Source organism: Solirubrobacter ginsenosidimutans, assembly GCF_027587205.1.
Genome location: NZ_JAPDOD010000019.1, coordinates 34,214 through 54,257, shown reverse-complemented (window position 1 = coordinate 54,257; position 20,044 = coordinate 34,214). Strand labels below are relative to the sequence as shown.

Annotated in this window: 25 protein-coding genes; 13 read left to right on the top strand and 12 right to left on the bottom strand. The window is 71.0% G+C overall.

What is annotated here, in order from left to right; genetic code table 11:
- The first annotated feature begins 36 nt into the window (after window positions 1–36).
- The gene (locus OM076_RS19830; protein ID WP_270041791.1) at window positions 37–1,047 is read left to right on the top strand and encodes a helix-turn-helix domain-containing protein; all 1,011 of its coding nucleotides are present in this window, start codon (window positions 37–39) and stop codon (window positions 1,045–1,047) included.
- On the opposite strand, the gene OM076_RS19825 is transcribed toward OM076_RS19830, so the two are convergent.
- Together OM076_RS19825 and OM076_RS19820 are read right to left on the bottom strand one after the other, a co-directional pair.
- The gene (locus OM076_RS19825; protein ID WP_270041790.1) at window positions 1,029–1,520 is read right to left on the bottom strand and encodes an RNA polymerase sigma factor; all 492 of its coding nucleotides are present in this window, start codon (window positions 1,518–1,520) and stop codon (window positions 1,029–1,031) included. The two genes, OM076_RS19830 and OM076_RS19825, sit on opposite strands and share 19 nt — an antisense overlap.
- Window positions 1,521–1,661: 141 nt before the next feature.
- Window positions 1,662–1,865: a cold-shock protein gene (locus OM076_RS19820; RefSeq protein WP_270041789.1), complete on the bottom strand. Its 204-nt coding sequence runs from the start codon at window positions 1,863–1,865 to the stop codon at window positions 1,662–1,664.
- A gap of 242 nt (window positions 1,866–2,107) precedes the next feature.
- Between OM076_RS19820 and OM076_RS19815 the strand changes: the two genes are divergently transcribed.
- Window positions 2,108–2,383, top strand: a complete 276-nt coding sequence (locus tag OM076_RS19815) for a cupin domain-containing protein (protein WP_270041788.1) — start codon at window positions 2,108–2,110, stop codon at window positions 2,381–2,383.
- Here the strand turns inward: OM076_RS19815 and OM076_RS19810 are convergent.
- From OM076_RS19810 to OM076_RS19795, 4 genes are all read right to left on the bottom strand, one after another.
- Entirely contained in the window at window positions 2,380–2,967 is a 588-nt protein-coding gene (locus OM076_RS19810; protein ID WP_270041787.1) for a TetR/AcrR family transcriptional regulator, read from the bottom strand. The genes OM076_RS19815 and OM076_RS19810 overlap by 4 nt on opposite strands.
- The gene (locus OM076_RS19805; protein ID WP_270041786.1) at window positions 2,967–3,527 is read right to left on the bottom strand and encodes an NADPH-dependent FMN reductase; all 561 of its coding nucleotides are present in this window, start codon (window positions 3,525–3,527) and stop codon (window positions 2,967–2,969) included. The genes OM076_RS19810 and OM076_RS19805 overlap by 1 nt, the downstream gene beginning before the upstream one ends.
- A gap of 4 nt (window positions 3,528–3,531) precedes the next feature.
- A complete protein-coding gene (locus OM076_RS19800) occupies window positions 3,532–4,065 on the bottom strand; it encodes a YceI family protein (RefSeq protein WP_270041785.1) in 534 nt (177 codons plus the stop codon).
- 125 nt (window positions 4,066–4,190) lie between these two features.
- Window positions 4,191–4,502 carry an STAS domain-containing protein gene (locus OM076_RS19795; protein WP_270041784.1) on the bottom strand — a complete coding sequence of 104 codons (312 nt, stop codon included), beginning with the start codon at window positions 4,500–4,502 and terminating at the stop codon, window positions 4,191–4,193.
- A gap of 55 nt (window positions 4,503–4,557) precedes the next feature.
- Here OM076_RS19795 and nthA point away from each other — a divergent pair, with 55 nt between their 5' ends.
- Genes nthA through OM076_RS19780 form a run of 3 tightly spaced genes read left to right on the top strand, consistent with a single transcriptional unit; the run spans window position 4,558 to window position 6,043 of the window.
- Window positions 4,558–5,157, top strand: a complete 600-nt coding sequence (nthA, locus tag OM076_RS19790; RefSeq protein WP_270041783.1) for a nitrile hydratase subunit alpha — start codon at window positions 4,558–4,560, stop codon at window positions 5,155–5,157.
- Window positions 5,154–5,756 (top strand): nitrile hydratase subunit beta, encoded by a 603-nt coding sequence (locus OM076_RS19785; RefSeq protein ID WP_270041782.1) that lies wholly within the window; start codon window positions 5,154–5,156, stop codon window positions 5,754–5,756. The genes nthA and OM076_RS19785 overlap by 4 nt, the downstream gene beginning before the upstream one ends.
- Window positions 5,753–6,043, top strand: coding sequence for a nitrile hydratase accessory protein (locus OM076_RS19780; protein WP_270041781.1), 291 nt, complete (start codon window positions 5,753–5,755; stop codon window positions 6,041–6,043). Before OM076_RS19785 ends, OM076_RS19780 begins: the two co-directional genes overlap by 4 nt.
- On the opposite strand, the gene OM076_RS19775 is transcribed toward OM076_RS19780, so the two are convergent.
- The 4 genes from OM076_RS19775 to OM076_RS19760 are packed head-to-tail and all read right to left on the bottom strand — an operon-like array spanning window position 6,040 to window position 9,846.
- Window positions 6,040–8,220 carry an esterase-like activity of phytase family protein gene (locus tag OM076_RS19775; RefSeq protein ID WP_270041780.1) on the bottom strand — a complete coding sequence of 727 codons (2,181 nt, stop codon included), beginning with the start codon at window positions 8,218–8,220 and terminating at the stop codon, window positions 6,040–6,042. The genes OM076_RS19780 and OM076_RS19775 overlap by 4 nt on opposite strands.
- Window positions 8,221–8,277: 57 nt before the next feature.
- Complete coding sequence (locus OM076_RS19770) at window positions 8,278–8,793, bottom strand: DUF6882 domain-containing protein (RefSeq protein ID WP_270041779.1); 516 nt, start codon at window positions 8,791–8,793, stop codon at window positions 8,278–8,280.
- A 14-nt stretch (window positions 8,794–8,807) separates the two neighbouring features.
- Window positions 8,808–9,038 (bottom strand): hypothetical protein, encoded by a 231-nt coding sequence (locus OM076_RS19765; RefSeq protein ID WP_270041778.1) that lies wholly within the window; start codon window positions 9,036–9,038, stop codon window positions 8,808–8,810.
- Window positions 8,974–9,846 carry a hypothetical protein gene (locus OM076_RS19760; RefSeq protein WP_270041777.1) on the bottom strand — a complete coding sequence of 291 codons (873 nt, stop codon included), beginning with the start codon at window positions 9,844–9,846 and terminating at the stop codon, window positions 8,974–8,976. The genes OM076_RS19765 and OM076_RS19760 overlap by 65 nt, the downstream gene beginning before the upstream one ends.
- A gap of 84 nt (window positions 9,847–9,930) precedes the next feature.
- On the opposite strand from OM076_RS19760, the gene OM076_RS19755 reads away from it, so the two are divergent.
- From OM076_RS19755 to OM076_RS19745, 3 genes are read left to right on the top strand one after another with little or no spacing between them, the layout of a single operon-like run.
- Entirely contained in the window at window positions 9,931–10,428 is a 498-nt protein-coding gene (locus OM076_RS19755; protein WP_270041776.1) for an RNA polymerase sigma factor, read from the top strand.
- 1 nt (window position 10,429) lies between these two features.
- Window positions 10,430–11,173, top strand: a complete 744-nt coding sequence (locus tag OM076_RS19750; RefSeq protein ID WP_270041775.1) for a hypothetical protein — start codon at window positions 10,430–10,432, stop codon at window positions 11,171–11,173.
- Window positions 11,174–11,225: 52 nt separating this feature from the next.
- Window positions 11,226–13,229, top strand: coding sequence for an ArnT family glycosyltransferase (locus OM076_RS19745; RefSeq protein ID WP_270041774.1), 2,004 nt, complete (start codon window positions 11,226–11,228; stop codon window positions 13,227–13,229).
- A 62-nt stretch (window positions 13,230–13,291) separates the two neighbouring features.
- On the opposite strand, the gene OM076_RS19740 is transcribed toward OM076_RS19745, so the two are convergent.
- Window positions 13,292–14,356 (bottom strand): hypothetical protein, encoded by a 1,065-nt coding sequence (locus tag OM076_RS19740; RefSeq protein ID WP_270041773.1) that lies wholly within the window; start codon window positions 14,354–14,356, stop codon window positions 13,292–13,294.
- A gap of 69 nt (window positions 14,357–14,425) precedes the next feature.
- Window positions 14,426–15,604: a hypothetical protein gene (locus OM076_RS19735; RefSeq protein ID WP_270041772.1), complete on the bottom strand. Its 1,179-nt coding sequence runs from the start codon at window positions 15,602–15,604 to the stop codon at window positions 14,426–14,428.
- 106 nt (window positions 15,605–15,710) lie between these two features.
- Here OM076_RS19735 and OM076_RS19730 point away from each other — a divergent pair, with 106 nt between their 5' ends.
- Genes OM076_RS19730 through OM076_RS19710 form a run of 5 tightly spaced genes read left to right on the top strand, consistent with a single transcriptional unit; the run spans window position 15,711 to window position 20,043 of the window.
- The gene (locus OM076_RS19730) at window positions 15,711–16,790 is read left to right on the top strand and encodes a PIG-L family deacetylase (RefSeq protein WP_270041771.1); all 1,080 of its coding nucleotides are present in this window, start codon (window positions 15,711–15,713) and stop codon (window positions 16,788–16,790) included.
- The gene (locus tag OM076_RS19725) at window positions 16,780–17,784 is read left to right on the top strand and encodes an ATP-grasp domain-containing protein (protein ID WP_270041770.1); all 1,005 of its coding nucleotides are present in this window, start codon (window positions 16,780–16,782) and stop codon (window positions 17,782–17,784) included. Before OM076_RS19730 ends, OM076_RS19725 begins: the two co-directional genes overlap by 11 nt.
- Complete coding sequence (locus OM076_RS19720) at window positions 17,781–18,485, top strand: PHP domain-containing protein (protein WP_270041769.1); 705 nt, start codon at window positions 17,781–17,783, stop codon at window positions 18,483–18,485. Before OM076_RS19725 ends, OM076_RS19720 begins: the two co-directional genes overlap by 4 nt.
- Before the next feature lie 2 nt (window positions 18,486–18,487).
- Window positions 18,488–19,921, top strand: a complete 1,434-nt coding sequence (locus OM076_RS19715; RefSeq protein ID WP_270041768.1) for a glycosyltransferase family 2 protein — start codon at window positions 18,488–18,490, stop codon at window positions 19,919–19,921.
- Window positions 19,918–20,043 (top strand): hypothetical protein, encoded by a 126-nt coding sequence (locus tag OM076_RS19710; protein ID WP_270041767.1) that lies wholly within the window; start codon window positions 19,918–19,920, stop codon window positions 20,041–20,043. The genes OM076_RS19715 and OM076_RS19710 overlap by 4 nt, the downstream gene beginning before the upstream one ends.
- Window position 20,044: the final 1 nt, after the last annotated feature.

Here is a 20,044-nt window from a genome sequence, read left to right as displayed (position 1 = left end):
TGGCCTGAATGACGATATGCGTCAAGATCTGGCCACATGCATCGCGTCGTCGCGCTCGCCGCTCCCGGAGTCGCCCCGTTCGAGCTCGGCATCGTCGTCGAGGTCTTCGGGCTGGACCGGCCGGAGCTGGACGTGCCGTGGTGGTACGACCTGCGGATCGCGACGGAGACGCCCGGCCCCTTGCCGGCCACCGCGGGCGGGTTCGCGTTCTTCGTCGAGCACGGGCTCGAGGCGCTCGCGGATGCCGACACGATCGTCGTGCCCGGCTGGCACGGGGAGCCGTCGGCCGAGGTGGTCGACGCGGTCCGGGCGGCGTGGGCGCGGGGCGCGCGGCTGGTCTCGATCTGCAGCGGCGTGTTCCTGCTCGCCGCCACGGGCGTGCTCGACGGCGGCGAGGCGGCGACGCATTGGCGCTACGCGTCCAAGCTCGCTGCGCGCCATCCCGCGGTGAAAGTCAACGCCGACGTGCTCTACGTCGACAACGGCACGGTGCTGACGTCGGCGGGCAGCGCCGCGGGGATCGACCTGTGCCTGCACATCGTGCGCCGCGACCACGGGAGCAAGGTCGCCAACGCCGTGGCGCGCCGGCTGGTGATCCCGCCGCACCGTGACGGCGGGCAGGCGCAGCTGATCGAGGCGCCGATGCCGGCCCACCCGGATGACGACCCGATCGCCGGGGTGATGGCGTGGGCGCTGGAGCGCTTGGACGAGCCGCTGTCGCTGGACGCGCTCGCCGGCCGCGCATACATGAGCGTCCGCACGTTCACCCGCCGCTTCGGGAAGGCGACCGGCACGACGCCGGGCCGCTGGCTGCTGGAGCAGCGCGTGCGCGCGAGCCTGGCGCTGCTGGAGGGCTCAGACGCGTCGATCGAGACCGTCGCGCAGACGGTCGGCTTCGCCACCGCCGCGACCTACCGGCATCACTTCACGGCGATCATGCGGACGTCGCCGAGCGCGTACCGGCGCGCATTCGGGGCGGGGGTGTCCCACGTAGGTATCGGTGGGCGAGAGCACGACGCGGCACCCCCCTACGCGGCGTCGGCGTAGGTCGCCAGGCGCGCGCGGCCGCGGTGCAGGCGGCTCATCACGGTGCCGACGGGGATCTTGAGCTGGGTGGCCGCCTCGGTGTAGCCGAAGCCGGCGACGTCGACGGCCGCGACGACCTCACGCTGCGCCTGCGGCAGCGCGTTGATCGCGGCGATGATCTCGCGCGTGTGGAGGATCTCGATCGGCTCGCCGCCGGAGGGCGCGACGAGGCGCGTGTCCTCGGGCTCCAGCGGGGAGAGCACCGGGCGCCGGTCACGGGTCCGCAGCGACGAGACGTGGGTGTTGCGCAGCGCCTGATGCAGGTACGGGCCGGGCCCGGCGGGGCCGACCTGACGCGGGCGGGCGAGGACCTTCAGCAGCGTGTCCTGCACCAGATCCTCGGCGTCCTCACGGGTCCGGGTCATGCCACGAGCGGCGCGGCGCAGCGAGTCGATGTGGACGGGAAGCGTCTCGGGGAGGAGGTCCTGGGGCATGCATCGAGACTCCCGATTTCCCCCTGTTCCCCATATAGGGGAACACCCCTGAGGACACCCTGAACTTCACCCACGGGCCCTTGAACGCAGAACGCCCGCGAGCACCGAAGTGCCGCGGGCGCCCGCAATGAGACGAAGTGGTTAGACGGTCGTGACGTTGACGGCGTTCGGACCCTTGGGGCCGTTCTCGGCCTCGAAGGTCACCTTCGCGCCCTCGGCGAGGGTGCGGAAGCCGTTGCTGTTGATGCCGGTGTGATGGACGAAGAGGTCCTTCCCACCGTCGTCGGGCGTGATGAAGCCGAAGCCCTTCTCATCGCTGAACCACTTCACGGTCCCGGTTGCCATGTGCTTCTTGTCCTCCACGGGTCTGTGTGCTGCGAACGCGGAGGAGCCATGAAGCAACTTGCGGGCGCTTGCACTACGTGGCCGGATCCCTTTGATCCAGCCCTTACCCGTGGGATTTTACAGAGATCGCGGTCGGATTTGTAGCTAGGTCGAGAAACGCAAAAGAGCTTCGGATAACCACACCCCCGGAGGGGAGGTTCCTCCGCTGCGCCCGTCGGCTAGCTCGGGGAATATCTTCCGCAATGGCTCCCCTGATCTCCTCCCCCGCCCCCGTCAGCTACGGCGCCCAGCTGACCTTCGAGACCCTGACGAGCGAGGCGACGTTGCGCTTCCGGCCGCTGGAGGACACGCTGCTGCGCGTGATCGACGGGGTCGCGGAGCTGCGCTTCGACGGCGAGGAGCACCTGCTCGGCCCGGGCGGCGAGGCGATCATCCCCGCCGGCTTCCATCACACGCTCTGCGCGATCTCCGGCGAGGCCCGCGTCGTCACGGGCTACCGCTCCGCGCGTACGCGTTAGGTCGAGATCGCCTCGACGAGGCCGGTCCACCCCGCGCGCATCCGCTCCAGCGGCCAGCCGAGGCCGCCGCGCACGCGCAGGTGATGCGCCGGCGCGAGTGTCGCCAGCAGGGCCTCGGCGGTGAACTGCGCGTCGAGCTGCGGTGCCGCCTCGCGCAGCAGGATCACGAGGTGCGTCGTGTACAGCGAGTACGGCCCGTCGGCTTCCTTCCCGTTCGGCGCGGCCGCGAACATCAGGGCCGAATGGGTCTCCAGCAGGTCCAGATAGCCCTCGCCGAACGCCTTCAGGCGCTCGACCGCGGGCACGCCCGGGCCGAGCGGCGGCGGCCCGGAGATCAGCGCGTCCTGAAACTCGCGCGTCTGCTCGTCCAGCAGCGCGAACGCCAGCCCCGCCCGGTCGCCGAAGCGCCGGTAGAGGGTGCCGGTGCCGACGGACGCGGCGCGCGCGACGTCGTCCATCGAGACGCACTCGATCCCCTGCTCGGCGACGAGCGCGCCCGCCGCCTCGAGGATCCGCATCCGATTGCGTGCGGCGTCGGCCCGCTCCTTTGGCCCCCTGGGCTCGCTGAGCGGGAGCTCGAACATCAGCTGCTCGACGCCTCCACGGGCGTGTTGACCTCGCGCACGAGGTCGCCGAGCAGGTCCTTCAGGCGGGCGGTGAGCTCGGGGTCCGAAAGGGCGTCCTGGCCGTCGGCGAACGCGTAGTCGGCCATGCCGACCGGCAGCTCGTCCTCGAGCACGTGCGCGCCGGAGGCCTTCATCGTCTTGCGCACCTCGGCCTGCGCCCAGACGGCGCCGAAGAGGCCGGTCGACGCGCCGACCACCGCGGTCGGCTTGTAGCGGAGCACGTTGTCCGGGAACGGGCGCGAGGCCCAGTCGATCGCGTTCTTCAGGGCGCCCGGGAGCGAGGCGTTGTACTCGGGCGTGGCGATCAGCAGTGCGTCGGCGCGCTCGATCGCCTCGAAGAACGCCTTCACCGGGGCCGGCGGCGTGTTCTCGAGGTCCTCGTCGAACGCGGGCAGGCCCGCGAGGCCGTCCCACTCCACGAGCTCGACTCCGGGCGGAAGCAGTGCGCCCGCCGCCCGGAGAAGCTTGCGGTTGTGGGATCCTCGGCGCAGGCTGCCGGAAATGCCGAGGATCCGCATCGAACTAGGCGGCCTGCTCGACGAGGGCGATGTCGACCGTCAGCGTGACGTCGTCGGCGAGCGCGTTGCCGCCGGCCGGAAGCGGCATGTTCCAGTTCAGGCCGTAGGCCGTGCGGTCGATGACCGTCTCGAGCTGCAGGTGCGCGCGGGTGTTGCCGAACGCGTCAGCCGACGGCGCGGTCCAGGTGCCGGTGGCCGTGACCGTGTTGGTCACGCCACGGATCGTCAGGTCGCCCGTGACCTTCGCCGTGCCGTCGTCGGCCAGGTCGAGGTCGGAGGAGACGAACGTCACCGTCTTGAAGTTCTCGACGTCGAAGAAATCAGCGCTCAGGACGTGCGCGCGGAACTGCTCGGGCGTCTGGATCGAGATCGACTCGACCTGCGCCGTGCCCTCGAGCTTGCCGTCGGCGAGCGTCGCGGCGACCTCGCCGAGCGTGCCGCGGAAGTTCGAGACGTTCTGGTACTTGACCGCGAAGCCGAATGAAGAATGGACCGGATCGGCGTTGAAGGTGCCGGCGAGGGCGGTGGTGGTGCTCATGGGGGTGTCCTCCAGGTGGGTGTTGCTGACCTGTAACCGGAGGGGGTTCCGGTTACGCTGCCGACACTCTAGCGCAAGCAATTTCAGATGCAACTAGTTTTTGCCGGCAGCGTCCCCTTGGGCTCCTAGCGCGCGAGCAGCTCCGACAAGCCGGTGATCTCCATCGCCTGCCTGACCGGGCCCTCGCCCGCGCTGATCTGCAGCGTCACCGAGTGGTGGCGCAGCGTCGAGCGCAGCTCCAGGAGCCCGCCGAGGCCGGCGCTGTCGATGAACTCGACCGCGGTGAGATCGAGCAGAAGTTCGTCGACCCCTTCCTCTGCGGCGGCGGTGACGGCCGCGCGCAGGTCGTCGACCGTCGAGAGGTCGATCTCGCCTTCGGCGGCGACGGTGGCGGTGGTGCCCTCATGGGAGGTTCGGATACTGAGCTCGTCGTCCATTCGAGCGGGCCGGTACCCGGGTGCATGCCGCTTCAACCCGAGATAAGGTCAGTCGATGGGCCACGATCATCCACATGACAATGGCTCCGAGCTGTCTGATACGCAGGTGCGCGTGCGGGCGCTCGAGAGCGTGCTGATCGAGAAGGGGCTGGTCGATCCGGCCGCGTTGGACGCGCTGATCGAGACCTACGAGACCAAGGTCGGCCCGCACAACGGCGCGCGGGTCATCGCCAAGGCGTGGACCGACGACGCCTATCGCGCCCGCCTGTTCGAGGACGCGACGGCCGCCATCGCCGAGCTCGGGTACGTCGGCCGCCAGGGCGAGCACATGATCGCCGTCGAGAACACGCCCGACACGCACAACATGGTCGTCTGCACGCTCTGCTCGTGCTACCCGTGGCCCGTGCTGGGGCTGCCGCCGGTCTGGTACAAGAGCGCGCCGTACCGGTCGCGGGCGGTGAGCGAGCCGCGCGCGGTGCTGGCGGACTTCGGTGTAACGCTGCCCGCCGAGACCGAGATCCGCGTCTGGGACTCGACCTCCGAGCTGCGCTACCTCGTCGTGCCGATGCGCCCGCGCGGCAGCGACGGTTGGAGCGAGGAGCAGCTCGCCTCGGTGGTCACGCGCGACGGGATGATCGGCACGGGACTCCTATGAACGGCGCCCACGACATGGGTGGCGCGCACGGCTTCGGGCCGGTCGTCGCCGAGGTCGACGAGCCGTGGTTCCACGCCGAGTGGGAGCGGCGCGTGTTCGCGATGGTGATCGCGACGGGCGCCGGCGGCCTCTGGAACATCGACGCGGGACGCTTCGCCCGCGAGGACCGGCCCCCGGGCGAGTACCTCGACATGAGCTACTTCGAGATCTGGCTGGCGGGGCTCGAGCGGCTGCTGGCTGAGCGCGGCTACCCGTCGAAGGTGCTCGCCGCCGCGGACGTGCCCGCGGCCATGGCGCGCGGCGGCCCGGCCACGCGCCCGTCCGACCGGCCGGCGCGGTTCGCGGTCGGCGACCGCGTGCGCACCCGCAACACGCACCCGCACACGCATACCCGGCTGCCGCGCTATGCGCGCGGCCGCGTCGGCACTGTCGAGCGCCTCCACGGCACCCACGTCTTCCCCGATTCCAACGCGCACTTCGCGGGCGAGGACCCGCAGTGGCTGTACACGGTGCGCTTCACAGCGCGGGAGCTGTGGGGCTCAGACGCCCCGGACTCGGTCTCGATCGACGCGTTCGAGCCGTACCTGGAGCCCGCTTGACCGCGCAGGAGCGCGTCTTCGACGAGCCGTGGGAGGCGCAGGCGTTCGCGCTCGTCGTCTCCCTCAACGAGCGCGGCCTGTTCACGTGGGACGAGTGGACACAGGCGGTCGCCGCCGCGCCCGAGGAGGGCTACTACGAGCGCTGGCTGGCGACGCTTGAACGCCTGCTGGTCCAGCGCGGGGCGACGGACGAGGCGACCCTCGCCCGTTACCGCGACGCGTGGGCGCGTGCCGCGGAGCGCACGCCCCACGGCACGCCGATCGAGCTCGCGCCCGAGGACTTTTAGGAGTCGAGCCCTCCAGCCACGCGGACGACGATCGCCTCGATGTCGTCGGGCTTGCCGGGATGGCGCCCGTTGGAGTCCGGGTAGTTGTTGTCGTTGACGACGAACAGCCGGTTCTTGTCCAGCGGCACGATGCTCTCGAGCGACTGGATCGGATACGAGAACGGGTCGCCCAGGCCGAAGTCGCCGGGGGCGATCGGCAGCGAGATCCCGTACGGGTCGCGGATGCGCAGCAGGTCCAGGACCTCGGTCTTGCGCACGTAGCCCTCGCCGCCTGAGTCGTCGAGGTCGATGCGGAAGACCTTCTTCATCTTCGCCGCCGGACCCTCGAAGTCGTCGCGCTCGATCAGCAGGAACTGGTTGCCGTCCCCGATCGACTGCATGTCACCGATCTGGAACGACGGATCGTCGGCGCGATAGGCCCACTTGCGGCCCGTGTAGCGCTTCTGGTCGACGGAGAACTCGTAGATCCAGCGGCGGGTCTGGACGGTGTCGTCGGTGCGGTACCCCTCGACGACCGGGTACAGGAAGCGGCCGTCCTTGCTCGAGCCGACGGCCTCCCAGCCGCGGCTGCCCTGGATCGTGGGCGTCTCGCCCGGCTGCAGGTCGGGGCTGGACGGGGACTTTGCGCCGGCCAGCGCGAACGGTGCGTCGAGCACCTTGCCGGTGGCGTCGGTGTGGATCAGGAACGGGCCGAACTCGTCGCCGAACCACAGGTCGCCCTTCCGGTCGCGGGCCATCGCCTCGATGTCGAAGTCGCCGCCGGTGAGCAGGCGGTCCGCGGTGCTCTGGTTGACGATGTCGAACGGGATCTTCTTGTCCGGGTCGCGCAGGCTCAGGAAGCCGTCGACGGTGATCTTCTCGGTCGCGTTGCTGGTGCGGATCTTGTAGACGCGCAGCAGGAAGTCACGCGAGTTGCCCTTGGTGCCGAACCCGTTGTCGGGCATCGCGAGGTAGCGGTCCGGGCCTTCCAGCAGAGCGCCGGAGAAGCCGGGGATCGGCTGGCCGTTGAACGGCGGGATCTGGCCGTTGTTGGGGTCGACGCCGACCGCGCCCGAGACCGGGCCCGGCTGCAGCTGCGCTGCCGGGTAGGTGGCGCGCAGCTCGAGCACCGGCTCCTTGGTCAGCTTGATCGAGAAGTCGTAGAGGCGGGTGACCTCGGCCGCGGAGAAGTTGTCGTCGCTCATCAGCGTGACCTGGCGGCGGCCGTCGCCGAGGTCGTCGCCCAGCGACATGCCCTCGATGTTGTCCAGCAGCGCGGCGCCGTTCGGGCAGTCGCCGACGTTGAGCAGGAGCTTCTTGTAGAGGAACGGGCTGCTGTCGTTGAGCGCGGCGACGCCCGAGACGTCGGTGGCACCGTCGGTGAAGACCTGGAAGACCTTGGAGCTGAACTTCGTGCCGTCGAAGCCGCGCTCGAGCACGAGCAGCGTGTCGTCGTCGACCCAGGCGAGCTCGGTGACGTTCATCGCCGGGTCCGCGAGGTAGGCGAACTGCTTGCCGGGGATGAAGTCGCCGCCCTTGGGCTTGACGTACTGGATGAAGCGCAGGCGGGCGCGGCCGGTGGCGCTCGTGCCATCGGCGCTCAGCGGGCCTTCCATGCCGGCGTACAGCGTCTTGCCGTCGGCGGAGCGCGTCAGGCCCTCGAAGGTCAGGTTGGTGCTCGCCTGGCCGTTGGGCGCGACGCCGAAGCGCGGCGGGGTCGAGAGCTGCGCGAGCTGGTTGCCGTTCTTGTCGAAGCGGCGGATCACGGGCTCGGTCTCGGAGGAGGCGAGGATCGTGCCGTCGGGCTCGACGACGAGGCCCTCACCGTCGAGGTTCTGGCCGGTGAAGGTGGTGCCGTCCGGGCGCTTGAGCGTCGTGACCTTGGTGGCTTCGGCGCTGAGCTGGCCCCGGTTGCTCGTCTTGAGCTTGAGCGTGAAGAAGCGGGCGGGCGTAGCGCCCTGGTTGTCGACGAGCGCGAGCGCCTGGTTGCCGTCGGTGCGCGCGAGCGCGGACAGCCCGCCGACGGACTGGCCGCCGAAGGTCGTCTTGTTCAGCTGGTCGGTGAAGCTGCGCAGGCTCGCGTTCGGCGAGCACGGCGTCAGGAGCTCGGGTTGGTCGGCCGCGGCCGGCGCGGCGACCACGGCGGCGGAGACCAGTGCGGCCGCGGCGGCCGCGAGTCGGGTCAGGTTCGAGTGCACGCGCGGAAGGCTTTCGCGCCCTGCGCGTGCTGACGTGACGAGCCGGTGAAAGGTGGATTAGCGGTTGGCGCGGTACGCCGCGAGGGCGGCGTCCCAGTCTTGGACGAAGCCTGACTCGCGGACGATCTTGAACAACCGGTCGGTGTCGGTGGGCGGTAGCGCAAGCGACGGGTGCTCGAGCGCGAAGAGCACTCGCCCTCCCCCGTCCAGCGGTGCGTGGTACGTCGCCTGGAGTGCGAGCACGCCCGAGGCGATCACGCCGATGCGGTCCAGCAGCGGCTCGCCGTGGGCGTCGGTCTCGGGCTCGTACAGCGGCGGCAGGTCGTGCTCGCGGCCGTAGTCGCCGAGCGCGCGACCGGGCGCGACGACGGTGTCGGGGAAGTCCTCGTCGGGGTCGGCCCAGCCCCAGATCCAGCTGTGGTCGTCCTCGGTGCCGAGCAGCACGACGCCCATCTCGAGGTCGCCGTCGAAGACGATCTTCCCCGCCTCGAGGTCGACCTCCCAGCCACGGTCGCCGACGACCTCGTAGGCGTGCAGCTGCTTCTCGAAGGCGAGGATCGCGTAGCGATCCACGTGGCTCTGGAGGCTCACTCCGCCTGGTCCAGCAGGCCCGGCGGCAGCGCGGAGGACGCGCTGCTGGTGACCTCGACGGCGATCAGGCGGCCGTAGAAGTCGAAGTGCAGGACGAGCGACTCCAGGGCCGCGATGCGGCCGGCGTCCTCGAGCTCGTCGAGCTGTACGGAGTCGCGGACCTCACCCGCGGCGAGCGAGATGTACGCCCCGCCGGAATCGTCCACCTTGACGCTGATCTCGGCCATTGCGCCAGGCTACCTGCATCCGCCATTCCAGCGCCGCAAGCGCGGCGAAGAGCACCGCCAGGCCGCCGACGAAGACGTACGCGAGCGCGTTGCCGGTGTCGATGTCGCTCCAGGTGCGGGCGGTGCCGAGCAGGATCAGCGCGAGGCCGATGAGCTGGCTCTCGAGCGTGATCTTGATCGCGCTCCAGCGGCCGTCCAGACCCATCATCAGCGCCGTGACGCCGGGCAGGGCGAACCACCCGCCGAGCGTCTGTGCGGTCAGCGGCGTCAGCAGCCACGGCCAGTGCTCGATCATCGACGACGGCGACAACAGCAGCACGAGCGCGACCAGCGACTGCACGCCGCCGACCACGAGCAGCGCCGTGCGCACGTGCGGCGGTAGCGGCGGCTCGTCGGGCTCGGGCGTGCGGGGATCGGTCGCGCGGTTGCGCCACCAGACGAGCGGCACGAGGATCGGCGTGGTCACGTAGAGGCCGACCCAGATCCAGAAGGCGACGTGCTGCGTCTCGAAGCGGTCGAGGTGTAGAAACGTCGCGATCGCCATGAACACCGTGAACGCGGTCACCGGCAGGAAGCCGACCTGGATGCGATGCCACAGCCGCTCGCGGGCGACGCGGACGAAGAAGTACGCCCCGGCGATGTACCCCGCGCCCATCACCAGCGGCGTGATCGTGGGCTTGACGTTCCACGCGAAGTAATCCCCGGTGTCGTCCGGGAAGAAGTACAACAGGACGAACGCGACGAGCAGGAAGGGAACGATCACCATCCCGAGGATTCGCGTGCTCCGGAACACCCGATCGTCGCGCATGGCCCCTTCTACACCCGCGTACACCGCCGATCAACTGGTTTTCCCTCGCTGTAAGTCCTGCGTAATACGCGACAGAGACCGGGTGTGAGAGACAAGCAACAGTTCCGCGCGATCTACGAGGAGCATCACGCCGCGGTCTGCGCGTACTTCGCGCGCCGCGCAGCGCGTGACGACGTCGAGGATCTCGCCGCCGAGACGTTCGCCGTCGCGTGGCGCAAGCTGCCACGGCGGATCGAGCATCCGTTGCCGTGGCTCTACGCCGTGGCGGGCAACGTGCTCTCCAACCACCGGCGCAAGCTGGCCCGGCGAGGGGAGTTCGCGCTCGATCCGTCCACCGGCGATCCCGCCGAGCGCTTCGGCGGCGATCGCGGGCTCGCGCGCGCCTTCGCCGCGTTGAGCGAACGCGATCGCGAGGCGATCTGCCTCGTCGCCTGGGAAGGCCTTTCGGTGGGTGACGCCGCGCGCGCGGCGGGCTGCAGCGCCGCGACCTTCCACGTGCGGCTCTCGCGAGCGCGCGCCCGTCTGGGGCGGCTGCTGGAGAACCCGCCCGTCTCGACTTTCGTGATCCAGGAGAAGATCTGACATGGACGCCCTGCTCGAACGTGTCCGCGCCGCGGACCCCGTCACGCCCGACGAGTTCACCGGGCTCGCCGACTTCGACGCGCTGGTGCTCGATCCGCGCAATCCGCGGCGGCGCCGGAAGTGGCTCGCCCTACCGGCCGCGGGCGCGGTGATCGCGGCGCTCGTCGTCGTCCCGTCCGGCGCGCCCGCCGCGAGCGAGGTCGTCCAGCGCGCGATCGCGACGATGGCGGTGCCCGCCGACTCGATCCTCTACGCGAAGTCCCACGCCGAGCGGACCGGTGCGGACTACGGCGTCCGCCAGGTGTGGGTGTACGGCGGCAAGCGGATGCGCTGGCTCGACGAGCACAACGAAGAGGTCTACACCGAGGGCGAAGGCACGACTCGGGTGCGCGACGGCAAGGTCGAGCGCTTCCCGGACGTGAGCATGATCCCCAACGAGATCTTCCGCGCCGGCGCGCTGCTGGAGGCGGCGAAGTCGGCCAAGGGGATCGACATGTCAGAGGACGGCAACGCGTACGTCCTGCGCTGGCGCGAGCAGTCCGGCCCACCGCATTGGCCGGCGATCGAGATGACCATGTGGGTCGACAAGGACACCTATGCGCCGCTGAAGTTCACCGACCACGGCTGGGGCAAGGACGTCGAGGGCAAGCCGTTCGACGACACCTACACGGAGACGATCCTCGACTTCAAGACGCTGCCCGCGACGCCCGAGAACCTCAAGCTGCTGGATCTCGGCTCTCAGTAAGTCCCAAGGCAACGCACAGGTCGCTCACGCGGCCGGGGTCGATGGTGTTCGCATGTCGACCCTGGCCTTTGACCAACCTCGTCGCCGCCGCCGCGCGGCGCTCGCCCGCCCTTCGGTGGCCGCCCTCGTCGCCCGCCCCGAGCTGCTGGCCCTGCTGGCGCTCGCGGGCGTGCTGAACCTGTGGGCGCTCGACCTCAACGGCTGGGCCAACGACTACTACGCGGCCGCCGTGCGCTCGATGAGCACGTCATGGCATGCGTTCCTCTACGGCTCGTATGACGCGGCGGGGCTGCAGACGGTGGACAAGCCACCGCTCGCGTTGTGGGTGCAGGCGTTGTCCGCTCGAGCCTTCGGCTTCAACTCGTGGTCGATCCTCGTACCGCAGGCGCTGATGGGCGTCGCGACCGTCGGGCTCGTCTACGACCTGGCGCGATCGCGGTTCGGGCGCGCGGCGGGAACCGTGGCGGGGTTGACGCTCGCGTTGACCCCGATCACGGTGGCGATCTCACGCCACAACAACCCGGACGCGCTGCTGGTGCTCTGCATCACGGCGGCGATCTGGGCGCTGGACCGCGGCCTGCGCCGCGACGGTTCGACCAAGTGGCTGATGGTGGCGGGCGCGCTCGTCGGGCTCGGCTTCGAGACCAAGATGGCGGCCGCGCTGCTGGTCGTGCCGGGCATGGTCGCCGCATGGCTGTGGATCGCTCCGCGTGGCCGTGCCGCCGCGCTGCGGTCGCTGGCCGCCGGCGGGGCGGCGATGACCGTCGTCGGCCTCGTGTGGCCGCTGCTGATGTGGCTCACGCCGGCAACGTCTCGCCCGTACGTCTCGGGCACCGACGACAACTCGATCTGGTCGCTGATCCTCGGCTACAACGGCCTCGGGCGGCTCTTCGGGCAGTCCGGTGGGCCGGGCGGCGCGATGGGCGGCGGGGGCGGCGGCGGCGTGTTCGGCGGTTCGACCGGCCCGCTGCGCCTGTTGAACGCGGCGCTCGGCGGGCAGGCGGGCTGGTTCCTCGGCTTCGCCGTGGTGGCGGCGGTCGCTTTGGCGATCTCTACGCGGCTGCGCCGGGATGACGCCCGGACCGGCTGGCTGATCGCGGTCGGTGCGGCGTTCGCGGTGACCGCGATCACCTTCAGCCGCGCGTCGGGCATCTTCCACCCGTACTACGTCGCCGCGCTGGCGCCGTTCACCGCGCTGCTCGTGGGCGGCGGGTACTCGCTGCTGGCGAAGGAGCGGGTGCTCGGGCCGGCGATGCTGCTCGGCGGCGCGATCACCGAAGCGATGGTGATCGGGACTAGCGCGACCGACCTGGCCTGGGCGCGTTGGCTGATCGTGGGCGCGACCGTCGCGGGTGCGCTCGGCCTGGCGCTCGCCTCGAGCCTGCTGGTGCGGAAGGTCCTCGCGACGGCGGCCGTCGGCGTGCTCCTGCTGGCGCCCGCGTCGTGGGCGGTGCAGACGCTCGGCCACGCGACGAGCTCGACGTTCCCGGCCGGCGGCCCGGCCTCTGCGCAGACGATGGGCGGCGGCGGCCCCGGCGGTGGCGGCGGGGTGCGCGGCGCCACGCCCCCGAACGGCGGAACCGGCGGCCCGCCGAGCATGAACGGCACGACGACGCCGGGCGGCGGCGCGACGACGGGTAGCTCCACCGCATCGAGCGGCCCGGGCGCGGGTGGAGGCGGCATGTTCGGCGGCAACACCGCCGAGCTGACCTCCGCCCTCACCTACATCAAAGCCAACGGCGGCGGCACGCTCGTCATCTCGAGCCAGTCCGGCGCGAGCCAGTCGATCATCCAGTCCGGCGCCGACGTTGCCGCGATCGGCGGCTTCTCCGGCTCCGAGACCGTCGTCACCACACAGTGGCTGGCCAACGCGGTCGCCTCCGGCCAGATCCGCTGGATCCTCGTGTCCAGCACCTCGGGCGGCGGCATGCAGGACGGCCGCGTCGGCGCGACCGACGCCATGGCCATCGCGGCCAAGGTCGGCAAGGCGGTCACCTCCGTCGACGGCCTCTACGACCTCCAGGGCACCGCCTCGGCGATCCTCGCGGCCGCCTAGCCAAACCTAAAGAGGGTCTGACCCCATTTAGATAAAGGGGGTCAGACCCCGTTTAAGGAGCGCTAGCTGACGGGCGTCAGGACGTAGCCCACGACCGCGTTCGGGTCGGAGGCCGGCGTCGCGCTGCCGACGATCTGGCCGTCGTTGTTGACGTCGGTCGCCGTGCGAAGCGTCAGGCCGCTGCCGGCCGGGATCAGCGTGTTGAGGTCGACGACTTGGCCGCCCGCGTACCGGACCGCCGTCGAGCCGCCCTTCACGTCGCCCGTGCCCACGATCGTCCCGCCGTCGTTGATGGCGTTGGCGCGCACGTCCGTGCCGGCGCCGGCGGTCGGGAACTGCAGGTCCGTCGCCGTGCCGCCGGAGAAGACGACCGCGCGATGCTCGCCGCCGGCCAGCGTCGCGTCGCCGACGGCGGTCCCGCCGAAGTTGGACTTCAGCGCCTCATTCGAGGTCGAGCCCGTCAGGGAGCCCAGCTTGGTCGGCACGCCGCGGGGCCAGCTCGTGGCGAACCCGTCGGACTGACCGACGACCAGCCCGTTCTCGTTGATGTCGTTCGCCGAGGCGATCTTGCCGCCCGTCACGGCCGGCAGGCCGACGAGGTTTCCGCTCGGGCTGTACAGGAACGCGGTGCTCGGGCCCTGCTGGTCGCCCGACGGGAAGGCGGTGCCGACGATGTTGCCGGCGTTGTCGATCGCGTGCGGCACCACGTTCTGGCCCGGGAAGATCGGCAGCTCCTTCCCGCTGGTGGACTCCCACAGGTATGGGCGCTTGAGGCCGAAGCCGCCGACGGTCGACTGCATGTACCCGACGACGTTGGCGAGGTCGTTGATGCCGAGCGCCTCGCCCTTGTGCTTCTTGCCGCTGGCGTCGCCGCCGATCGAGAGGCGCAGGTAGTCCTTGCGGATCGTCGGCTGGCTCTCCGGGACGCCCGGGAAATGCGCCGAGCCGACGACCGCGCCGAACGGGTTGACCGCGGTCAGCGGCGCGTTCTGCGTGCCGCTGATCTGCGGCGGGGTGACGACCTCGAGGTTGTACTCCGTGGCGGCCTGAGCCGAACCGGCGGCCGCCAGCAACGCACCGGCGCCCAGCATGCTCGCGACAGCGGTCTTGAACTTGAGTTGGTTCATGGCGCCAACATCTACTACAAGCTGTCGTAGACGTGACTCAGGGTCGCACCCTGATGTTTCGCAGCGCCGCTACATCAGCAGCGCGAAACGGCTGTGGCTCAGAGCGAGCCACGCCGCGGGGGCTGCGGCCGGCCACACGTGGTAGTCCTCGCCCGCCGCTCGATCGACCTGGAGCGGCAAGCCAGGGGCCGTCAACGCCGCCCAGCGAGCAACGTGGCCGTCGAGCGCGGAGACGTCGCGGCCGAGCCGCGCCTTGGCGAGCCGCATCATCAGCGTGCCCTCCATCCACAGCACGTCCGGGCCCCAGGCGTCAGCGAACGGGCGGTAGCCGTCGAAGGTCTGGCCGTCGGCGCCGGGACGGTCGACGCTGCGGCCCTTGACGGCCATGGACGCGTCGACGTAGCGCTCGACCGCGACCGCGTCGGCGCGCCGGCCCCGCCCGAGCAGCCAGAGGATGCCCAGCGCCTGCGCGTCCAGCGGGCGAGCGTCGTCGTCGAGGCCCTGGCGCCAGTGCGCCCGGGCAGCGCTGTCGCGGATGAAGAGCTCGGCGTCGATGGCGCGATCGATGCGCGCGGCCGCCTCCGCGGAACGCGCTGACAGCGCCCGCGCCGCGCTCGCCGAAAGCCCGTCCAGGCCCGGCTGGCAAGCCCGGCCGGTCGCCGGGTCGGCCGCGCGGCCGTCCAGCGTCGCAGCCAACCCGGCGAAGAACGCACGGGCCTCCAGGTTGTGCTCGGTCGAGACCCAGGTCACGTCCGGGCCGCCCACGACGAGGCCGAAGCCGCCGGCGTCGCGATCACCCATGCGCTGCCCCAACAGCCAGTCCGCGAGCCGGGCGATCAGACGGTCGTGGCGGCCGGAGCAGGTGCGCGTGCGCCACTCGAGCGCGGCCAGCCCGGCCCACGCCTGGTTGCCCGCGCGCAACGGCCCGGCACCCGCCCCACTGGCGATGTCGTAGGAGGACTCGAGCGCACCGTCCGGGCGCTGGAGGTCCTGAAAGGCGTCCAGCAGCGCACCCGCCCCGTCGAGGTCACCGCGCGCGGCCCGCCCGGCCGCGGTCACGGCCGAGTCGTACGTCCACGCCCGCCCGCGGATCCGGTCGCCCAACGGGTCGCCGGCGGGCGGGACGTAGGAGACGACGAGCGGCGCGGCGTCCTTCACCGGCGCATCCTGGCCGCGGGCACGGGCCGACGTCGCCGTCGCGGCCACGACGGCGATGATGCTGCACGCCGCGACCGATGCTGCCCGCATACGTCCTTGATCGTCGCCTGCGCGCCACGATCGCAATGTTGGCCGCTCGAACTGGACGCAAGTTCGGTTCCGGCCCGCATCCCTGACATGATTACCCCGCTGGCTGGTGGAGGGCAGGGATGAGGTGACCGACGTCGGAGCTACGCGGATCCTCGTCGTCGAGGACGACGAGGTCGGAGCGACATTGCTCGTCGAGCTGCTGGGAACGCTCGGGGAAGTGCACTGGGCGACGAGCGCCGAGCAAGCGTCCGAGGTGCTCGCCCGGCGCGACTGGGATCTGCTGGTCTCGGACATCGACCTGCCGGGGGTCGACGGCCTGGAGCTCGTCCGGCTGGTCAAGCGCCAGCGGCCGCAGCTGGCGATCCTGATCCTCTCCGGCCACAGCTCGTTCGAGCACGCCGTCGCGGCGATGCGCGCGGGCGCCGACGACTACCTCACCAAGCCGTTCGACCCGCCCGGCCTGCTCGAGAAGGCGCAGGCCCTGATCGAGCGCACACGCGCCAAGCGGGCGGCGGGGAGCGAGATCGTGCTCGCGGTGGGCGCGCACCCGGACGACGTCGAGATCGGCGTCGGCGGCATCCTCCTGCGCCACGCGGCCCAGGGCCATCGCGTGACCGTGCTGACCCTGACCGGGGGCGAGGCGGGCGGCGTGGCGACCGAGCGCGCCGCCGAATCGCAGCGCGCCGCGGAGCTGATGTCCGCCCGGCTGATCCACGCGGACCTCGCCGACACCAGCGTGAGCGAGGGCGGCGCGACGATCGGCACGATCGTCGACGTCATCGACGAGGTGCGCCCGACGACCGTCTACACGCACACCTCGCGCGACGTCCACCAGGACCACCGCAACGCCCACAGCGCCACGCTGGTCGCCGCGCGCACGATCTCCCGCGTGTTCTGTTACCAGGCGCCGTCGACCACGGTCGAGTTCAAGCCGACGCGGTTCGTGGCCATCGACGAGTTCATGGAGGCCAAGCTCGAGGTGATCCGGGCCTACGCCTCGCAGGTCAAGATCCGCGGCTACCTCGACGAGGAGCTGCTGCGCGCGACCGCGCGGTACTGGTCACGGTTCTCGCAGGTGCGCTACGTGGAGCCGCTCGAGGTCGTGCGCGACAGCGACGCGGTGCAGGTCTCCCCCAACCGCTACGGAGCGGTCCAACTCCCGGAACAGGTGCTCGATGCCGGCTGATCCTCCTCGTGTCCTGGTCACCGGCGTCGGCGGCCCGTCGGGGATCTCGATCCTCCGCGCGCTCGAGGACGCGCCGCTGACGCTGCTCGGCGGTGACATCGACCCCTACGCGGCGGGCCTGTACCTGCTCGACGCGACCCGGCGCTCGATCCTCCCCCGCGGCGACGACCCGCGCTTCACCGACGACGTGCTCGCGCGCTGCGAGCGCGAGGCGATCGACGTGCTCGTCCCCACGGTCGACAGCGAGCTGCTGCCGCTCGCCCGCCGGCGTGACGAGTTCGCGGCCGCAGGCGTGACGCTCGTGCTCGCCTCCGAAGCCACGCTCGAGGTGTGCCTCGACAAGTGGGCGCTGGCGGAGCGCTGCCACGGCCGCGTGCGCGGGCCGGCGACGGTGGTCGTCGACGCCGCGTTCGACCCGCGGGCGATCCCCCTGCCGGCGATCGTCAAGCCCCGCTCGGGCAGCGGCTCGCGCGGCATCCGGCTGCTCGAGAAACGCGCCGAGCTGGAGGTGCTCGAGCGCGACGGCACGCTGCTCGTCCAGGAGCACCTGCCCGGGCCGGAGTACTCGCTCGACGTCCTCGCCCGCGCCGACGGGCACGTCGCCGCAGTCGTGCCGAGAGAGCGGCTGAAGGTCGACTCCGGGATCGCGGTCACCGGCCGCACGCTGAAAGACGATGCGCTGGACGCCTTCGCCCGCGCGGTCGCGCGGGCGATCGAGCTGACGACCGTCGCCAACGTGCAGGTCAAGATCGACGCCGCCGGCGAGCCGGCGCTACTGGAGGTCAACGCGCGCTTCCCCGGCACGATGCCGCTGACCGTCGCCGCCGGCGTCGACATGCCGCGCCTTGCGGTCATGGAAGCGCTCGGGGAGCCGATCCCGGACGGCCCGCTGCCGTTCGCGGAGATCGCCATGGTGCGCTACTTCCAGGAGCGCTTCTTCGCGTTCGACGACATCACGGACCTCCAGCGGCACGCCGCGGAGATCGCCTCGTGAACCCGCTCGCCGACCTGCACGTGCACTCGACGTTCTCCGACGGCCGCGATCCGATCGAAGCCAACATCGCCGCCGCCGAAGCGCTCGGCCTCGACGCGCTCGGCTGCGTCGACCACGTGCGGGTGGACACCGACTGGGTACCCGCCTACGTCGAGGCGGTACAGCGACTGCGTGGCGAGACCGCTGTCGAGCTGCGCTGTGGCATCGAGGCCAAGCTGCTCGACACCACCGGCGCGCTCGACCTCCCCGATCAGATCGAGGGGATCGACGCGATCTACGCCGCCGACCACCAGGTGCCGCTCGCCGAAGGCCCGACGCATCCGCGCGAGGTGCGTGAGCGGATCGCGGCCGGCGACCTGGACGCCGCGGCCGTGATCGACGCGATCCTGACCTCGACCGCGCGCGCCCTCGACCGGCCGCAGCGCGTCGTGATCGCGCACTTCCTCAGCATCCTGCCGAAGATCGGGCTGAGCGAGGCCGACGTCCCGCTCGACGGCCTCGAGCGGCTCGCGGCCGAGACCGCGCGTACCGGCCAGGAGATCGAGGTCTCCGAGCGCTGGCGCTGCCCGTCGGCCGCGACGCTGCGCCCGTTCGTCCGCGCCGGCGTCACGATCCTGCTCTCCACCGACAGCCACAAGAGCGACACGATCGGCCGCTACGACTACTGCCTCGCCGTCAAGCAAGAGCTCGGGACGGGCTGACCATGGACGCGCTCGAATGGCTCCTGACCGGTTTCGTGCTCGCCGGGGCGCTGCCGCTCCTCTCGGGCTGTTACCAGTTCATCCTGTCCGGCCTGCACCGCTTCCGGCGCCGCGCGGAGGGCACGCTCGAGCGCGAGCCGAACGTCGCGGTAGTCGTGCCGGCCTGGAACGAGGCGGCGGTGATCGGCCGCACGCTCGACACGCTGCTCTCCCTCGATTACCCGCCCGAGCGGCTGCGCGTGTACGTCGTCGATGACGCCAGCACCGATGCGACCCCGGACGTCGTGCTCGGCAAGGCGGCGGAGTACCCGGGCCGCGTGTTCCATCTGCGGCGCGACGTCGGCGGCGAGGGCAAGGCGCACACGCTCAATCACGGGCTGCGCGTGATCCGCGCCGATGGCTGGTACGAGGCGGCGCTGATCATCGACGCGGACGTGATCTTCACCGCCCGCTCGCTGCGCCGGATGGTGCGCCATTTCGGCGACCCGAGCGTCGGCGCGGTCACCGGCTACATCAAGGAAGGCAGCCGGCCGGCCAACTACATGAATCGCTTCATCTCCTACGAGTACGTCGCCGCGCAGGCCGGAGCGCGCCGCGCCCAGAACGTGCTCGGGGCGCAGGCGTGCCTGGCGGGTGGCGCGCAGCTGCTGCGGCGCGAGAGCCTGGAGGCGATCGGCGGGGAGATCGACACCTCGTCGCTCGCCGAGGACACGTTCACGACGTTCAATGTGCAGCTCGCCGGGCAGCGGGTCGTGTTCGATCCGCACGCGATCGTGTGGGCGGAGGAGCCGCACGACATCGCCGGGCTGTGGAAGCAGCGGGTGCGCTGGGGACGCGGCAACGTGCAGGTCACGTGGCGCTACCGGCACGTCTGGCTGCGGCGCTCCAAGGGGCGATTGGGCGGGGTGAGCTTCGCGCTGATCTGGTTCCCGATCTTCCTGATGCCGGCGCTGATGCTGCTCTCGTCGGTTTCGCTCGTCACGCTCTACGCGCTGCACCGCGATCTGGCGTTCGACGTCTTCCGTTCCTTCTGGGCGCTGATCCTCATGACGTACCTGTTCGTGACGCTGTCGAGCTTCGCCCAGGACGGAAAGGCGGCCCGCGCGAGCTGGCGGGAGGCCGTGACGTTTCCCGGCCTGGTCAGCCTCGCGATCATCACCATCGCGGTGGTGACGCCGCTGGCCGACGCTCTCCCTGAAGTGGGGTTGCTGCTCGCCTACATCTGGCTCTCGGCCTCGATGCTCGCCGCCTACCTGGTGCGCCGCCTCGAGTCCGCCGCGCACGGCGGGTGGCTCGCCCGGCCGCTGCTGTACGTCGTCGGCTACGGCCCGCTCCTGTGCGCGATCACCGCGGCCGCGTACTTCGCCGAGCTGCGGCGGGCGGATCTCGTGTGGGAGAAGACCGAGAAGAGCGGCAGCGTCGGGAACCTCGCATGAGCGATGGCTTCGAGCGTGATCTCGAGGCCGACGAGCGCTTCGAGCGCCGGTTGTTCTGGTGGCAGCTCGCGATCGTCCTGGTGGTCGCGGCCGTGATCGTCGTCGAGGCCATGCTGGGGTAGG

Excerpts from the sequence above, each read along its gene's own strand:
- OM076_RS19830 (WP_270041791.1), top strand. The coding sequence starts at position 37 with ATGCATCGCGTCGTCGCGCTCGCCGCTCCCGGAGTCGCCCCGTTCGAG.
- OM076_RS19825 (WP_270041790.1), bottom strand. The coding sequence starts at position 1,520 with ATGCCCCAGGACCTCCTCCCCGAGACGCTTCCCGTCCACATCGACTCG.
- OM076_RS19820 (WP_270041789.1), bottom strand. The coding sequence starts at position 1,865 with ATGGCAACCGGGACCGTGAAGTGGTTCAGCGATGAGAAGGGCTTCGGC.
- OM076_RS19815 (WP_270041788.1), top strand. The coding sequence starts at position 2,108 with ATGGCTCCCCTGATCTCCTCCCCCGCCCCCGTCAGCTACGGCGCCCAG.
- OM076_RS19810 (WP_270041787.1), bottom strand. The coding sequence starts at position 2,967 with ATGTTCGAGCTCCCGCTCAGCGAGCCCAGGGGGCCAAAGGAGCGGGCC.
- OM076_RS19805 (WP_270041786.1), bottom strand. The coding sequence starts at position 3,527 with ATGCGGATCCTCGGCATTTCCGGCAGCCTGCGCCGAGGATCCCACAAC.
- OM076_RS19800 (WP_270041785.1), bottom strand. The coding sequence starts at position 4,065 with ATGAGCACCACCACCGCCCTCGCCGGCACCTTCAACGCCGATCCGGTC.
- OM076_RS19795 (WP_270041784.1), bottom strand. The coding sequence starts at position 4,502 with ATGGACGACGAGCTCAGTATCCGAACCTCCCATGAGGGCACCACCGCC.
- nthA (WP_270041783.1), top strand. The coding sequence starts at position 4,558 with ATGGGCCACGATCATCCACATGACAATGGCTCCGAGCTGTCTGATACG.
- OM076_RS19785 (WP_270041782.1), top strand. The coding sequence starts at position 5,154 with ATGAACGGCGCCCACGACATGGGTGGCGCGCACGGCTTCGGGCCGGTC.
- OM076_RS19765 (WP_270041778.1), bottom strand. The coding sequence starts at position 9,038 with ATGGCCGAGATCAGCGTCAAGGTGGACGATTCCGGCGGGGCGTACATC.
- OM076_RS19760 (WP_270041777.1), bottom strand. The coding sequence starts at position 9,846 with ATGCGCGACGATCGGGTGTTCCGGAGCACGCGAATCCTCGGGATGGTG.
- OM076_RS19750 (WP_270041775.1), top strand. The coding sequence starts at position 10,430 with ATGGACGCCCTGCTCGAACGTGTCCGCGCCGCGGACCCCGTCACGCCC.
- OM076_RS19745 (WP_270041774.1), top strand. The coding sequence starts at position 11,226 with ATGTCGACCCTGGCCTTTGACCAACCTCGTCGCCGCCGCCGCGCGGCG.
- OM076_RS19740 (WP_270041773.1), bottom strand. The coding sequence starts at position 14,356 with ATGAACCAACTCAAGTTCAAGACCGCTGTCGCGAGCATGCTGGGCGCC.
- OM076_RS19735 (WP_270041772.1), bottom strand. The coding sequence starts at position 15,604 with ATGCGGGCAGCATCGGTCGCGGCGTGCAGCATCATCGCCGTCGTGGCC.
- OM076_RS19725 (WP_270041770.1), top strand. The coding sequence starts at position 16,780 with ATGCCGGCTGATCCTCCTCGTGTCCTGGTCACCGGCGTCGGCGGCCCG.
- OM076_RS19715 (WP_270041768.1), top strand. The coding sequence starts at position 18,488 with ATGGACGCGCTCGAATGGCTCCTGACCGGTTTCGTGCTCGCCGGGGCG.
- OM076_RS19710 (WP_270041767.1), top strand. The coding sequence starts at position 19,918 with ATGAGCGATGGCTTCGAGCGTGATCTCGAGGCCGACGAGCGCTTCGAG.